This window comes from Rhizobium tropici CIAT 899, from assembly GCF_000330885.1.
GTDB classification, from domain to species: Bacteria; Pseudomonadota; Alphaproteobacteria; order Rhizobiales; family Rhizobiaceae; genus Rhizobium; species Rhizobium tropici.
The window spans coordinates 2,959,094-2,973,295 of record NC_020059.1; the positions used below are offsets into that span (position 1 = coordinate 2,959,094).

General features: G+C 60.3%; 14 protein-coding genes and 1 other RNA gene. 4 read left to right on the plus strand and 11 right to left on the minus strand.

Annotation, left to right across the window (positions count from 1 at the left end):
- Nucleotides 1-11: 11 nt before the first annotated feature.
- The 6 genes from RTCIAT899_RS33930 to RTCIAT899_RS14620 form a co-directional block, all read right to left on the minus strand.
- Nucleotides 12-836, minus strand: a complete 825-nt coding sequence (locus RTCIAT899_RS33930) for a TIGR00282 family metallophosphoesterase (protein ID WP_015341005.1) — start codon at nucleotides 834-836, stop codon at nucleotides 12-14.
- A gap of 3 nt (nucleotides 837-839) precedes the next feature.
- Complete coding sequence (locus RTCIAT899_RS33935; protein WP_015341006.1) at nucleotides 840-1,424, minus strand: 5-formyltetrahydrofolate cyclo-ligase; 585 nt, start codon at nucleotides 1,422-1,424, stop codon at nucleotides 840-842.
- 105 nt (nucleotides 1,425-1,529) lie between these two features.
- On the minus strand, nucleotides 1,530-2,258 hold the full coding sequence (locus tag RTCIAT899_RS14605; protein ID WP_015341007.1) for an HAD family hydrolase: 729 nt from the start codon (nucleotides 2,256-2,258) through the stop codon (nucleotides 1,530-1,532).
- A gap of 143 nt (nucleotides 2,259-2,401) precedes the next feature.
- Nucleotides 2,402-3,799 (minus strand): virulence factor, encoded by a 1,398-nt coding sequence (locus RTCIAT899_RS14610; RefSeq protein WP_015341008.1) that lies wholly within the window; start codon nucleotides 3,797-3,799, stop codon nucleotides 2,402-2,404.
- The gene (gene mprF, locus RTCIAT899_RS14615) at nucleotides 3,796-6,405 is read right to left on the minus strand and encodes a bifunctional lysylphosphatidylglycerol flippase/synthetase MprF (RefSeq protein ID WP_015341009.1); all 2,610 of its coding nucleotides are present in this window, start codon (nucleotides 6,403-6,405) and stop codon (nucleotides 3,796-3,798) included. The genes RTCIAT899_RS14610 and mprF overlap by 4 nt, the downstream gene beginning before the upstream one ends.
- A 469-nt stretch (nucleotides 6,406-6,874) precedes the next feature.
- Complete coding sequence (locus RTCIAT899_RS14620) at nucleotides 6,875-7,357, minus strand: SRPBCC domain-containing protein (protein ID WP_015341010.1); 483 nt, start codon at nucleotides 7,355-7,357, stop codon at nucleotides 6,875-6,877.
- A gap of 74 nt (nucleotides 7,358-7,431) precedes the next feature.
- Between RTCIAT899_RS14620 and RTCIAT899_RS14625 the strand changes: the two genes are divergently transcribed.
- On the plus strand, nucleotides 7,432-7,755 hold the full coding sequence (locus tag RTCIAT899_RS14625) for an ArsR/SmtB family transcription factor (RefSeq protein ID WP_015341011.1): 324 nt from the start codon (nucleotides 7,432-7,434) through the stop codon (nucleotides 7,753-7,755).
- Nucleotides 7,756-7,785: 30 nt separating this feature from the next.
- Here the strand turns inward: RTCIAT899_RS14625 and RTCIAT899_RS14630 are convergent, their stop codons facing one another.
- On the minus strand, nucleotides 7,786-8,649 hold the full coding sequence (locus tag RTCIAT899_RS14630; protein ID WP_015341012.1) for a helix-turn-helix transcriptional regulator: 864 nt from the start codon (nucleotides 8,647-8,649) through the stop codon (nucleotides 7,786-7,788).
- Between the two features lie 101 nt (nucleotides 8,650-8,750).
- Between RTCIAT899_RS14630 and RTCIAT899_RS14635 the strand changes: the two genes are divergently transcribed.
- Together RTCIAT899_RS14635 and RTCIAT899_RS14640 are read left to right on the plus strand one after the other, a co-directional pair.
- Nucleotides 8,751-9,569 carry an SDR family NAD(P)-dependent oxidoreductase gene (locus tag RTCIAT899_RS14635; RefSeq protein WP_041677969.1) on the plus strand — a complete coding sequence of 273 codons (819 nt, stop codon included), beginning with the start codon at nucleotides 8,751-8,753 and terminating at the stop codon, nucleotides 9,567-9,569.
- A 46-nt stretch (nucleotides 9,570-9,615) separates the two neighbouring features.
- The gene (locus RTCIAT899_RS14640) at nucleotides 9,616-10,332 is read left to right on the plus strand and encodes an SDR family oxidoreductase (protein ID WP_015341014.1); all 717 of its coding nucleotides are present in this window, start codon (nucleotides 9,616-9,618) and stop codon (nucleotides 10,330-10,332) included.
- Between the two features lie 39 nt (nucleotides 10,333-10,371).
- Here the strand turns inward: RTCIAT899_RS14640 and RTCIAT899_RS14645 are convergent, their stop codons facing one another.
- Entirely contained in the window at nucleotides 10,372-10,809 is a 438-nt protein-coding gene (locus tag RTCIAT899_RS14645; protein WP_015341015.1) for a MarR family winged helix-turn-helix transcriptional regulator, read from the minus strand.
- A gap of 325 nt (nucleotides 10,810-11,134) precedes the next feature.
- On the opposite strand from RTCIAT899_RS14645, the gene RTCIAT899_RS14650 reads away from it, so the two are divergent.
- Nucleotides 11,135-12,934: a chloride channel protein gene (locus RTCIAT899_RS14650; protein WP_015341016.1), complete on the plus strand. Its 1,800-nt coding sequence runs from the start codon at nucleotides 11,135-11,137 to the stop codon at nucleotides 12,932-12,934.
- A gap of 74 nt (nucleotides 12,935-13,008) precedes the next feature.
- On the opposite strand, the gene ssrS is transcribed toward RTCIAT899_RS14650, so the two are convergent.
- From ssrS to RTCIAT899_RS14660, 3 genes are all read right to left on the minus strand, one after another.
- A non-coding RNA gene (gene ssrS, locus RTCIAT899_RS31960) (6S RNA) lies at nucleotides 13,009-13,167 on the minus strand.
- 166 nt (nucleotides 13,168-13,333) lie between these two features.
- Complete coding sequence (locus RTCIAT899_RS14655) at nucleotides 13,334-13,711, minus strand: cell division protein ZapA (RefSeq protein WP_015341017.1); 378 nt, start codon at nucleotides 13,709-13,711, stop codon at nucleotides 13,334-13,336.
- Between the two features lie 47 nt (nucleotides 13,712-13,758).
- Nucleotides 13,759-14,034 (minus strand): DUF4164 domain-containing protein, encoded by a 276-nt coding sequence (locus RTCIAT899_RS14660; protein WP_015341018.1) that lies wholly within the window; start codon nucleotides 14,032-14,034, stop codon nucleotides 13,759-13,761.
- Between the last annotated feature and the right edge of the window lie 168 nt (nucleotides 14,035-14,202).

Consider the following 14,202-nt stretch of genomic DNA (forward strand, 5'->3'; position numbering starts at 1 on the left):
TCGTGCAGCGCTCAGCGCCAGAAGTCCGGAATGGTCTCTGCAAGCCGCGGTCCAAGCCGGAGCGGCGCGATCTTCTCAGCCAATCCCGTCGCGTCGGAAATCTCGACGCCGACACCGCAGATGGTGGCTGGCCCCGACGCCGCCTCGAAACGTCCCTTCGGCATCTTCGAGATGAAACGGTTGAGCGGTTCTTCCTTTTCCATGCCGAGCGAGGAATCGTAATCGCCGCACATGCCAGCGTCCGACATATAGGCGGTGCCACCATTCAGGATCTGTGCGTCCGCAGTCGGCACATGCGTATGCGTGCCAATGACGAAGCTCGCGCGGCCATCGACGAAGTGACCGAAACACTGCTTTTCGCTCGTCGCCTCCGCATGGAAGTCGAAGACGATGGCATCCGCCTGCTCTTTCAGCGGGCAGGCATCGAGGATGGCTTCTGCCGACTTGAAGGGATCGTCGAGCTCCGGATGCATGAAGACGCGGCCCATGATGTTGGCAACGAGCACGCGCGCGCCGTTACGCGCGTAATAGAGGCCGGAACCGCGGCCGGGCGTGCCGGCCGGATAGTTGGCGGGGCGCAGAAACTGGTCGTGGCGCTCGCAAAAGACGACGGCTTCCTTCTGGTCCCAGACATGGTTGCCCGTCGTCACGACGTCTGCGCCGGCATTGATTGTCTCGAGGAAGATGTCCTCGGTGATGCCGAAGCCGCCGGCAGCATTCTCGCCATTGACGATGACGAAATCGAGCTTCAGGTCGGATACGAGGCCCGGCAGGCGGTCCCACACAGCAACCCGTCCCGTCTTGCCGACCATATCTCCCAGAAAAAGCAGCCGCATTCGCTATCCAATCACTTCCGAAACGAAATTGAGTCCGCTCTCGGTCAAAATCGCGTCAAGACTGATATCATGCGGCTCAGCGGGTACTGATGGCACTTCTTGGCAATCGAATGCAATGCCGATCAGCCGCGGATTCAACCCTTTTTGATGCAGGCGTTCGATCGCACGGTCGTAATGACCGGCACCATAGCCGATGCGATGGCCGCTCTTGTCGAAGGCCGAAAGCGGCACGAGCATGATATCCGGGTCCAGCACTGCCGCTTCAGGTCCCGGACCGGAAGTCCCGAATCCGACCGGAACCAATGGCACCCCGGCGACAAGCTCCCGAAAGACGATCGTGCTGCGATCAAGAATAACAGGCACACAGAGCCGCGCCCCTCGCTCCCGCAGACGCGCCATCAATGGCCTTATATCCACTTCCGAACGGATCGGCAGGAAGCCGGAGACGATATCTCCCGGCCTGATATCGATGGCGTCGCCGCCATGCACGACCATGGCCAGGCCCTTTTCAATACGATCTTCTGCCGGAATGGCGTCTCGCTCGGCAAGGCGCTCGTTGCGGTATTGGGCTTTCAGCTCTTTGCTCATCTGATCTTCGCAAATATCTATGATATCAGGAAAACATAATGAGCCGGCGGCCCGTTGCAAAGCACGAAAGCGACATGCCGTGGTCGCGGAAAGGAGCGGGCTGCATCAGCCTTTACGGATGATCGACAATTTTCCGTCGCCATCCACATGTGCGCGAACATTTTCATAATTCGGCAGTGTGGTGTGATCGGTCTCGATCGGATGCGAATGCGTCACTGTGATGACCACCACATCCGCACCAGCCGCCTCGCCTGCCTTGACGCCGGCCAGGACGTCTTCAAACACCAGGCATTCCGATGGACTGAGGCCGAGGCGCTGCGCGCCGAGGATATAGCACTGCGGATCAGGCTTGCCGACCTTCACGTCCTCGGCGGTCACCATGAAGCGCGGAACGGGGATCCCGGCAGCGTCAAGCCGCGCCAGCGCCAACCGATAGGGCGACGAGGTGACGATCGCCCAGCGCTCCGGCGGCAAAGACGCAAGGAAATCGACGGCGCCCGGCAGCGCGATCACACCCTCGACATCGGCAATCTCGGCTTCGGTGATCTTCAGCGCCTCCGCGACCGGATCGACGCCAGGCAGATTCAACTGACCGATCGTATCGACGCCGCGCTTGCCATGCATGGTTGGCATGAACTTCTCGACATCAAGACTCTGGGCGCGTGCCCAATTACCCCAGACGCGTTCGGCAGCGGCAATCGAATTGATGATCGTGCCGTCCATATCGAACAGGAAGCCGGAATAGGTCTTGGCGAAGGCGGAATTCGATGCAGCGGACAAGGGCGAACCTTTCTGGATAAGACAATAAGCGGCTGCGGCAAACGCGGCGCTCATGATGTGCCCTTTCCGACTAACGGCAGCCGTCGAAAGAAGCAAATAAATGCTGCGCCGAACGCGCAGGAAAAGTCGGCAGAAGACCGTGGGGGAAGGTGAGAAAGGGCGCGCGGCAGCAAGACACGCCGCGCGCCATGAGCACATTATTCGCCGAGGCGGCTCTTCAGTCCATTGATGATGTGGTTCGCCAGGGCTTCGTAATCGTCATCGAAATGGTGGCCGCCATCCATGGCGATGACTTCCGCACCCGTGCCCTTCAGCAGCGGGCAGGCGACATCCTCGTCGTCATCCTTGCCGTAGACGCATTGCACCATCTTCGGATTGATCGACTTGAGGTCGTTGACGGGATCGCCGCCCTTGCCCTGGCTCGAGGCCCCGAGCCAGCCCATGACCGAAATCACATAGTCGACCTTCTGCGACAAAGACAGCAGCGACATCTGGACGATCTTGTCCTTTTCGGCCTGAGGCAGGCGATTGTAGCTCGCCGGCAGCACATCGGCGCCAAAGGAATAACCAACCAGCACCACATGCTTGACCTTGAAGCGCTTGGTATAGAAGTCGATGATCCGGCCGAGGTCGTTGGCCGTCTGCTGCGGATCCTTCTCCGTCCAGAAATAATGCAGGGTATCGACGCCCACGACCGGGATGCCTTGGTCCTGCAGGTAGCTGCCGACTTCCTTGTCGATGTCGCGCCAGCCGCCATCACCCGAATAGACGATTGCGAGCGTGTCTTCGGTCGGCGTCGTCTCCATGATGTCAAGGGGCAATCCAAGCGGCGATTTCGAGCTGTCGATCGTCTTCATCAGATCGGCGAGCGAAGCCTCCAGCGTCGCATAGGTGTCGGCATTGTCGGAATCGGTGGTCTGGACTTCGGGATGGTCCTTCTGGATGTCTGCAACGTGGTCGCGGCCATCCTTCGGCGCATTCGCTGTGAAGGTCACGAGAATAGGATTGGGCAGCGCGCCTTCCTGCAGACCGAAGGACACCATATCGCCGTCGGTCTTCTTCTCGGCCGGCGTGCAGAGTTCCTGCTTCAGGCCGACGCCCGCAGTCGGGTCGACGGCCAGCGTACCGGCAACGGTCGCATCTGGCGTCTGGGCCGCGATCGTCAGCGCCATGGCGCCACCGGCGCCAACACCGGCGATAACAGGCAATTGATAGGTGCTGTCGGCAAAGGAGCGCTGCACCTGCTGGCTGAGCGATTCCAGATCCGAGACGATATAGATGCAGCCGTCGTTCTTGCTGACGTCGTAATTATTGAGCGCGGCCAGAAAGGACGGATAGTCGATGCCGATGACGAGCGAGCCATTGGCGACGAGCTTGTCGGCAACAGCCTTCTCCTTGTCGCCCCAGCCGGCGAGATCGGAAATCAGGACAACTTCGTTCGAAACCTTGCCGTGCGGTCGCATGATGTGCGGCGCCGGGATCATGCCCAGATCATATTTTGTATCGTCGGCTTCAGCCCGTGCTTGGCCCGACATCAGCAGGCCCGTCGACAGCACGCATGCGAAAGCCAATGACATTGCGTATTTCAAGATCATTTCCTCACGACCCCCTTAAGTCCGCCCCCGATGAGGAATGTGGCATCCATCAACGCGATCATTGGACTAACCCCTCCCGAAACAGCCAGGTAGCGCGGCTGCCATTCGGGATGGAATTTTGATTTGAAGGCACGAAGCCCTTTGAAATTATAGAAGCGCTCGCCGTGCTCGAAGACAGTTCCCCCGACCCTGTCCCAAACCGGCGCCGATTCCCGTCTCGACATGCCCGACAGCGGCGCCATGCCAAGGTTGAAACGCTGAAATCCCTCACCCTTGAGGTATTCGAGGATCTGCACGAACAGAAAATCCATCGAACCCTTCGGGGCATCAGGGGAAAAACGCATCAGGTCGACGGATCCCTCCTCCTTGGTCTCCGTCATCAGAATATTCGCAAAAGCGACGATCTTACCATCCTTTTTCAACACGCCGACCGGCTGCGAGCACACATAATCCGGATCGAACGCACCGAGCGAGAAACTCTTTTCCTTGGCATTGTGATCGGCAAGCCATGTATCGGAGACATGGGCGAGCTGATCCAGCACATCGGGTATATCTTGAGGTTCGATAACGGCAAATTCTAGTCCATCGCGCACCGCGCGGCTCGCCGTCTGCCTGAGATTGGCCCATTTGCCGCCCTTGAGCTCGAAATTGGCAAGATTGACCACGGCAAGTTCGCCGAGCTTGAACGCCCGCAGGCCTGCATCGGCGCAATAGGAGAGAAGTGCCGGTGAGATCTGGTAGAAGACAGAGCGACAGCCGGCAGCACGCGCCGTCTCGACGAAGCGCCAAATCAGATCAGGCAGCGCCTGGCGCGGGCCGACCGGATCGAACAGGGCGATCCATGAGCGACCCTGCTTGCCGTACATGATGAAGGCATCGCCTTTTTCCGAGAACATGATGCTCTTGTCGCCCATGCGCACCAGATTGGCGTCGGCAACGCCCTGCTTGCGCACGATTTCCACGGCGCGCGCCACCGCATCGTCGCTGACAGGCTCCGGCCGCTTCGTTGCCGGACGCAACAGGCTGAAGATCGCGATCGCCGAGGACACGATGGAAATGCCGAGCGCCGCACGAAGCCCGCGCGGCGCCTCATCGGCAAATTCGAACTGCCACCAAAGCTCGTTGCTGTATCCGACATCGCGATAGACGAAGAACAGCACGACGATGGCGCCGATGCAGACGACCGCGATGGCCGTGAGCCAACCGGCCGTCAACGTCTGGTTAAGCAGCGAAGCCGGCCGCTTGAACAGGCGACGGCTGACCACGAGGCTGAAGACGAAGAAGGCAAGCAAACCGGCTTCGACGATGGCGATGGCCTTCAGCAGCGAGAAGAACAGGGCGAACAACGCCGAGAAGGTCGAAACCCACCACGCCCCGTCGAGACGCTGGCTGAGGCCACGGGCGGCCACGATGATTGCCAGCCCCAGAAGGCTCGACAGAAAGTGAGCGCTTTCGACCAAGGACAGCGGCAGATAGTCCGATAGCACGATCAGATTATGGTCCGGCGTCGGCGTCACGCTCGAAAAGACCAGCATCATGCCGAGCAACAGCGCAAAGGCCGACAATAGCTGCGGCATCAGGCGTGCGCCGATGCGGCGCATGCTCGAAGCCACCGGGTGATCGACGAAACGGCGCAGCTCCGCGACCGAGATCGCGGCAATGGCGATGACGAGCGGAATGACGTTGTAGATGACGCGATAGAGGACCAGAGAACTCAGAACGGCATCTTCATTCACGGAACTGCCGAGCCAGGCGATGATGATCGTCTCGAACACGCCGAAGCCGGCCGGAACGTGGCTGAGCACGCCAAGCCCGACGGCGATCGCGTAAATCGCGAAGAAGCCCGGCCATCCGATGGAGGTTTCCGGCAGCAGCACATAGAGCACGGAGGCCGAGGCCGCGATATCGAATGCGGTGACCAGAAACTGCCGCGACCAGGTGCGCGAATCCGGCAGACGCACGGCAACCGGACCGATACGCACTTCGCGGCCATTGCGGCCGGCATAGACCACGAAAGCAAGCGCCGCGAGAATGGCGATAGCGATCAGCCGCAGCCACAAGCCATCGACGCTGATCAGTGGGCCGATCTCGTCGGCAATGACCAGAAGCGCCATGGCGCCGACAGACGCCAGACCCAGACCGAAGGCGAGCGTAACGAAAGCGATGACGCGGGTGATGTCGTCAGGCGACAGCCCGAGCCGGGTATATGCGCGGTAGCGGATCGCGCCGGCGCTGAGTGCGCCGAAGCCGGCGGTATTGCCGACCGCATAGGCGCTGAAGGAGGTCAGCGCGACATGCGGAAACGGCAGCCGCTTGCCGATATATTCGAGCGCATTCTGGTCATAGAAGATCAGGGAGGCGAAACTCAGGCCAGTAAACAGCAGCGCCAGCAGCACCGAGGAGATCTTCGTCGTCGTCAGGGCATGGACGACGTCATCATAGCGCACCTCGGTCGTCAGGTCGTAGATCGCATAGGCGGCGATGCAGAAGACGGCGACTGTAAGAACGGCGACAATCAGTGCGCGATAGCGGTTCAACAGACCGACGATACCGCCACGCTCTTCCAATTCCTCATCGGCACTTTCCAGATCGATTGGGCTCGACATGCTCTACCTGTTTATAGTGATCTTCGCCGGTTCCGACTGTCCGGATATTCAGTAACATCGACGACGCGTCTTCGAGTTGCCCTATACACTTCTTTCGACAAGCCCGTTGTGACGCGCGCTCCATCGTTCTGAATTTAGGCAATTTTGGCGCAGGCCCCGTCCCGCCAGCAATGAATCTCTTATTATTTAAAGGATTTTGTCATTCACCCGGCTTTTGGGCTTATCCACACACAAAAGTGATATTCCCATCCCATCCTGAGCGCCCCCACCGCCAATACCGCCCTTCTTCCGATTGTCCGAAGCCTACTACAACGTGAGATGGATATCCATCGCACGGTATCAACCGCCCTCCCCAGTAGCAGAATCCGGAAACAGATAGGCCCGGCACCGAAATCGGCACCGGGCCACTGACCGATAGCCAGGAAAGGGATCGAGACGATAGTGACCGGCGATACGGGTTTGCCGGAACTCAGCGATCCGGCGCCTCCGCCGGCTCGCCGCGCATCTCGCTGAGGAAGAACCCTTCGCGCAGATTGATCCCGTATTCGACGAAGGCTTTCATGCAGCAGAGCATCTGCGTCCAGCCCTCGCAGTTCAGATAGGTGCCGCGACGGCCGGCCTCGTCCTCGCGCCAGCCGCTTTCTTCGATGATGACAAGCGTGCCGCCATCCTCCAGCGCATCGAAGGTCATCTCCACTTTGGTTCTATAACGGACGCCGTCCTCGCCGGTGCCGCCGTCCCAGTGAAAGACGATGCGCTTGTTGGCCTCCACCTCATTGACCTCGACGGGGGCGTTCTTCCACCAGATGACGGTCGTTCCCGCCACCAGGGGCGCGCTCGCCCCGCCGACGGTGGTGAAGTAGCTCGAAAGCTTCTTCGGGTTGACGACAGCATCGAAGACTTCATCCACCTTGCGGCCGATCCGTCCTGAAATCCGAACATTCAATGTCATGGCATCTCCTCCATTATTTTGTCTGTCGTTATCGCTCCATTGCGAATGGCCCCATTATGTTATAAAAATATAACGTGTCAAACGAATCGGATAGCGACCTCATTTTCAAGGCCCTTGCGCATCGGCGGCGGCGCGAAATCCTGGACATGCTCAAGGATGCACCGCGCACGACGGGCTCGCTCTGCGAAGCTTTCGCGGATATGGACCGCTGCACCGTGATGCAGCATCTGAGAGTGCTGGAAGAAGCTGATCTCGTGATTGCCAAGAAGGATGGTCGCGAGCGCTGGAACCATCTGAATAGCCTGCCGATCAAGCAGATCCATGATCGCTGGATCAGCGCCTATGCCGGCCATGCCCTCTCCATCCTCGATCAGCTGAAGAACGATCTGGAGAGCTAAAAAAGACGGTTGGGTTCGCAGAAAGCCGGATTACGCTGCGCTGGCACCGCCCAACAGACGTTTCAGCCCGTCGCTCGTCCCGTCTTCTTCGAGCGGCGTATAAACGACCAGCTTCATGTCGGCACGGTCCATGACGGCAAGCGCGGTATATTCGAATGTCATCAAGCCGCCCTCGGGATGGCGCAGACGCTTGTGACCCGTCAGCGGCCGCAGCACATCCTGCCTCGGCCACCAGGCGCGAAATTCGGGGCTCGCCTGCATCAAGGTAGCGATCAGCCGCTGGAAATCAGGATCACCGGCGTAACGGGCACTGTCGACGCGAAACATCGCCAGCGAATTCGCCGCCACGATCTCCCAATCGACAAGAAGCTGCCGGTGGGCAGGGTCGGTAAATACCCGATGGACGCTGTTGCGGGCATCCCCTTGCAGCAGGGCATAATCACCGAAAACTGCAACAGCTGCGGCATTCCAGGCCAGCACATCCCAGCGGCGGCCGAGAACATAGGCCGGCTGGCCAGCAAGGCTTGCAAGCATGCGCACTAGCGCATCCGGCACTTCCTCAGGCCCGCGCGACGGGGTGTCAACAGATGGCCGATCACTTAGCGTAAAGAGATGCCGCCGCTCGACCGGATCGAGCCGCAGTGCGTCGGCCAGCGCCGATAGAACCTCTGCGGAGGGACGAACGTCCCGCCCCTGCTCCAGCCAAGTGTACCAGGTGGTACCGACACCGGCCAGCAGCGCCACTTCCTCGCGCCTGAGCCCTGGCGTGCGTCGCCGGAACCCTTCCGGAAGCCCGACCTTGGCGGGCGTCAGCTTTTCCCGGCGGGAGCGCAGAAAGGCGCCGAACTCGCGACGCCTGGCTTCGAGAATGATCTGGCTCTGATTGATGGGCATGCTCTATCATAGCAGGATCAATACTAGGATAAAGTCAGAACTGTTTGCCGCGTCCGCAAGCTGCCAAATATCATCATGCAGACGACGAGAAGGCGGTTGCTATGGATATGAGCAGCAAAACGATCATGATTACAGGCTCGACGGATGGTGTCGGGCGCAGGGTTGCGGAACGACTGGCAGCGGCAGGCGCTGGGCTGATCGTTCACGGCCGTGACAAGATCCGCGCGGAAGAACTGGTCTCCCGCATTCAAGATGAGGGCGGCAAAGCGACCTATTACCTCGCCGACCTTTCCTCACTGGAAGAGGTCCGCACTCTGGCCGACGCCATCGAGCGCGATTACGATCGCCTCGATGTTTTGATCAACAATGCCGGCATCGGCACCAGTGGCGACGGCACCGGACGCCAGTTAAGCCTAGACGGATACGAGCTGCGTTTCGCGGCGAATTATCTCGCCGGCTTCCTGCTGACGCGCCGGCTCCTGCCTCTGTTGAAGGCAAGCACTCCCGCCCGCATCGTCAATGTATCTTCCGTCGGCCAGCAACCCATCGACTTCGCCGACGTCATGCTGACGCGTGGTTATAGCGGCGTACGTGCCTATTGCCAGAGCAAGCTGGCGCAGATCATGTTCACCTTCGATCTCGCCGAAGAGCTTGCCAGCTCCGGGGTCACCGCCAACTGCCTGCACCCGGCGACCTATATGGACACGACCATGGTGCGCCAGGCAGGCGTTGCACCGCTAAGCACGGTCGAGCAAGGGGCCGATGCCATCCTCAATCTGGCCGCCGGCACCGCTGTGGAAGGACACACCGGCCTCTACTACGACGGACTGCGCCCATCGCGCGCCTCTGCCCAAGCCTATGACGCAACTGCACGCAGCAACCTGCGAACACTCAGCCAAAGCCTTACCGGCCTGGTCTGATGCCTTATTCCTTGCCCCCTCCCCAGCCTCTAGAAAGGAGACAACCATGTCGTCTCAACACGTCGTTATTGTCGGCGGCTCCTCCGGTATCGGTCTTGCGACTGCCGCCCATCTTTTCGAAAAAGGCTATCGCGTCACGATCACTGGCCGCGATAACTCGAAACTCCAGGCCGCCGCACAAAGCCTGAACGGCGATTTCACTGCCGTCGCCATGGACGCCGCCGACCTTGCGGGCCTTGCGCAAGCCTTTGAGGCAATCGGCCCTCTCGATCATCTCGTCCTCGCATTGGGCGGCGGCAATGGCGCCGGACCTTTCGCTACGGTCGATCTTGCCGACGTCAGGAAAGGTTTCGAGCAGAAGGCGATGGCGCATTTCGCCTGTGCCCAGGCCTGCTTGCCCTATCTGTCGAAGCAAGGCAGCCTCACCTTCGTCTCCGCCGTATCGGCACAGGCCGCGATGCCCGGCACGGCGGGGCTTGGAGCCATCAATGCCGCCATTGCCGCCTTGGCACCGATTCTCGCCGTCGAGCTCAAGCCGATCCGGGTGAACTGCGTTTCACCGGGAGTTGTCGACACGCCCTGGTGGGACTTCCTGAGCGCAGATCAGAAAGAGCCGACATTTGCCGGCTTCGCAGCGCGCACACCCGTCGGTCGTGTCGGCCAGCCCAAGGAAATAGCCGAAGCCATCGCCTTCCTGATCGGCAACGGCTTTACCAGCGGCCACACGCTGATTTGTGACGGCGGCATCCGCCTCGGTCAATAATCTCCGCGCGATTGCCGGTATCATCCGGCAATCGCGCTCTCATTCATGGCGGACGCCCGCCTGCAAATGCGTGAGAATATCGATCAGCTTAGGCGCCATATCGCGAATTTCGACCAGATGGATCGAGCTGAGCCGCTGAAGAACCTCTTCGGACTTTTCGGTCAATTGCAGTGTCTGCCGGCGCTTGTCCGAGGGATCGGGATGGCGGGTCACATAGTCACCATCGATCAGCCGTCCCACCAGCTCCGTTGCCGTATGCGGCGCAATCAGCAGCTTTTCCGCCAGCATGCCGATCGTCATGGCTTCGCTCCGATCGTTCCCCTTAATGGCCAGCAGCGCCTGATGCTGTTGCGGCGGCAGGCCTGCCTCATGCGCGGCCGAGGTGCTGAAATCCATGAACTTGCGCAGAGTGTAGCGCAATGTCGCCAGTGCTTCGTAGTCCGCCTGAGAAAGGGTTTTGTCCAAGCGTCGCACCATCAGAAAATCCTCATTGCCGCTGTTCGCGGTCCTAAAACATGTCGCGGAAACTATTCAGCGGTTTTGCGGCAATGATAGGCCCTAGATCAAGGACCTAAGCTGCCGGAAACGAATCTTGGAGATCACGATGCGCTTCAGTTGATTTATATCGCATTACGATATATCTGCCATCTGGAAGCGGGGAGCGGCTGAAAGACGGTCGCGCGCTTGGAGCATTCCAGGAAAAGTGCGCAGCAGTTTTCCGTCCGGAATGCGTAAAACAGGAAGATAGAGCGCTTTCGCTATTCGAAGAACGGCGGAAGCGCTCTGGCAAAGAAGGCCCCCAATGCAGGACACTCCGATCCAGTCAAGTCACAGCCACGATTTCTCCGGCGGGGCTTCCCGCAAGGACAATGGCGATTTTACCACGGACAAGCGCGTTTTGGTGCTGATTGCCATGGCCCTGGTCGTCGGCACCGGCGGCGCTTTCGCCGCCTGGGTGCTCATCAATCTCATCGCGCTCGTCAGCAATGCCGTCTGGCTGTTCAAGATCAGCACTGAGCCACTGTCCTTCGCCATGGTGACGCGCTCGCCCTGGATGGTCGCCGCTCCCATTCTCGGCGGCCTCGTCATCGGCCTGATGGCACGTTACGGCTCGGAGAAAATTCGCGGCCACGGCATTCCGGAAGCCATCGAGGCGATCCTGATCGGCGGCAGCCGCATGTCGCCGAAAGTGGCGGTGCTGAAGCCGCTGTCATCGGCGATCTCGATCGGTTCCGGCGGTCCATTCGGCGCGGAAGGTCCGATCATCATGACGGGCGGCGCAATCGGTTCGCTCTTTGCGCAGTTCTTTCATATGAGTGCCGCCGAGAGAAAGACCCTGCTGGTTGCCGGCGCTGCGGCTGGCATGACGGCGGTCTTCGGCACGCCGATCGCGGCCGTCATGCTTGCCGTCGAATTGCTGTTGTTCGAATGGAAGCCGCGCAGCTTCATTCCGGTCGCGGTCGCAGCCTGCGTTTCCGTCGTCTGGCGTCCGGTGCTGCTCGGCAGCGGCGCGCTCTTTCCCGCCCATTTCGACATGTCACTCTCCTGGTGGAGTATCGTGCTCGCCGCCGGCCTCGGCATCGTCTCCGGCCTGCAATCCGGCCTGCTGACGACGCTGCTCTACAAGATCGAGGATGCCTTCGAGAAACTGCCGATCCACTGGATGTGGTGGCCGGCACTCGGCGGCCTCGTCGTCGGGCTTGGCGGCCTGATCGAGCCGCGTGCCCTTGGCGTCGGCTACGATATAGTCGCCGATCTGCTGCATAGCCACATCACCATCGCCGCGGTGCTGGCTATCCTGCTGGTCAAGGCCGGCATCTGGCTTGTGGCGCTGTCCTCGGGCACGTCGGGCGGCGTCCTCGCGCCGCTGCTCATCCTCGGCGGTACGCTTGGCTGGCTCGTCGGTCTCATTTTGCCCGGCGATCCCGGTTTCTGGGCGATGCTCGGCATGGCGGCCATGATGGGCGGCACGATGCGTGCGCCCCTGACGGGCACCTTCTTCGCCGTCGAACTGACGGGGGATATGAGCGCGCTTGTGCCGCTGCTTGCGGCAACGGTCGCGGCTTATGCCGTTACTGTGCTGTTGCTGAAGCGATCAATTCTGACCGAAAAGATCGCGCGGCGCGGCCAGCATATCACTCGCGAATACGGCATCGATCCGTTCGAGCTGACCCGTGCCCGCGATATCATGATCTCCAAGGTAGACACCCTGCCCGCATCCATGCGCCTGTCGGAAGCGCTGACGCAAATGACGGAGCAGCCGGATGCGCACCGCTTCTATCCCGTCGTCGGCGACAACGATCGCCTTGTGGGCATGATCTCGCGCGCCGACGCGCTGCGCTGGCAGGGCAAGCCGGAGCTCATGGATCAGTCGCTGTATGACGCGATTTCGGATACATCCCTTCCGGTCGCGCATGCGGAGGATACCGTCGGCCGCGTTGCCGACATCATGATCCAGGCCGATACCGGGCGCGTTCCCGTCGTTGAGCCGCAAACCGGCCGTCTTGTGGGCTTGATTGCCCGAAAAGATCTGCTGCGTCTGCGCAGCGCGACCAATCGCGCCGAACTCGAACGCGGCGCCTATCTGCGGTCGAAAGGTTAAGGGGAGGAGGAGTGGCGTCAGCGCGGCGATAGAACTGCGCGGCGCTTTCCTTGACAATCGTCCGGAAAATTGAAGAGCGATCCACGACGACCGATGGATGTTTACGATCCTGGGTGCCTACAAACGTAGGTGGGCACCGTGTGTCCAGGCCCACGGGCCTGGTCAGGGACAGCTCCCTTTGGATCGAGTATGGCCCCAGGGATTGTGGTTCCTGTCGGGAAGCGCAGACCGCCCGAACTATATAGAGCGGATTGTGCCGCTGCACCAGAGGGCCGCATCGGGCATCCGCAGAAATAACTCAAAGCATGTCGCGCAAAAGGGAGCAGCGGTTTTGCGATAACGACATGCGTAATATCGAATCTAAAGCGAGAGAAGCGAGGCTGAAAGCTCGCGATGCGCTTAGACCTGCTCGATGCCCGGCCGCTCCAGGAGCTTCTCAGTGATGCCATGGATGCGTGTCGTCACCTCGTCGATCACACTGGCGAGCGTTTCCTCGGCGCGGGCATTGGCAGCGAGCGTCGTATCACGATTGCTGGTGAGGGACTCCAGTTCGGCTTCAAGCGCGGAGACCCGTCGCGTCAATTCCGATACCTCGTCCATGATCATGATCCCGGCCATGACGGTCAGCCTGAGATCGCCGATTTCACCGAACTGGCTCTTCAAATGCAGGACATAGCGGTCGAAACGATTGGCAAGATCCGTCAGATGGTCTTCCTGCCCCTCTTCGCAGGCCATCCGGTAGGCTTTACCATCGATCGTTACCGTTACTTGCGCCATTCGACTTTCCGATCACTGCCGCTCCGGCACGGCTGCCTCCCGAGGGATCAGCGGTCCAGCACGGCTCTTATGGTTTCCATCGCCGTAACCAGCCGGCGCGACACTTCCCGATTGACTTCTTCGAGCCGGTTCGCCCGGAACTCGGCCTGATCCAATTCCTGGGCAAGGCGCGACCGGTCGGCGTGAACCCTGCGGACCTCGCCTTCTATATCGCTCTGCGCCCGTTCCCGCTCGAACCGTCCGTCGACGGCACTCTCCAAAGTCGAAAGCGCCTGGCGCAACTGGGCGAGCGCCGCGTCCACCGTTTTGCCTGAAGGTGTCATACCCTTCGCTTCTCCGCGCAAGGCCCGAATCGAAACATCCGGCCACTTGTCTGATTTCGCAACAATATTCAACTCGGCAACAGCACGTCAATAAAGGCTGTCATGTGGCAGGGCCCCTATTCTGTGGATGAATGCCGCCTTTGCCGTCTGCACAGGGCTTGTCGCATG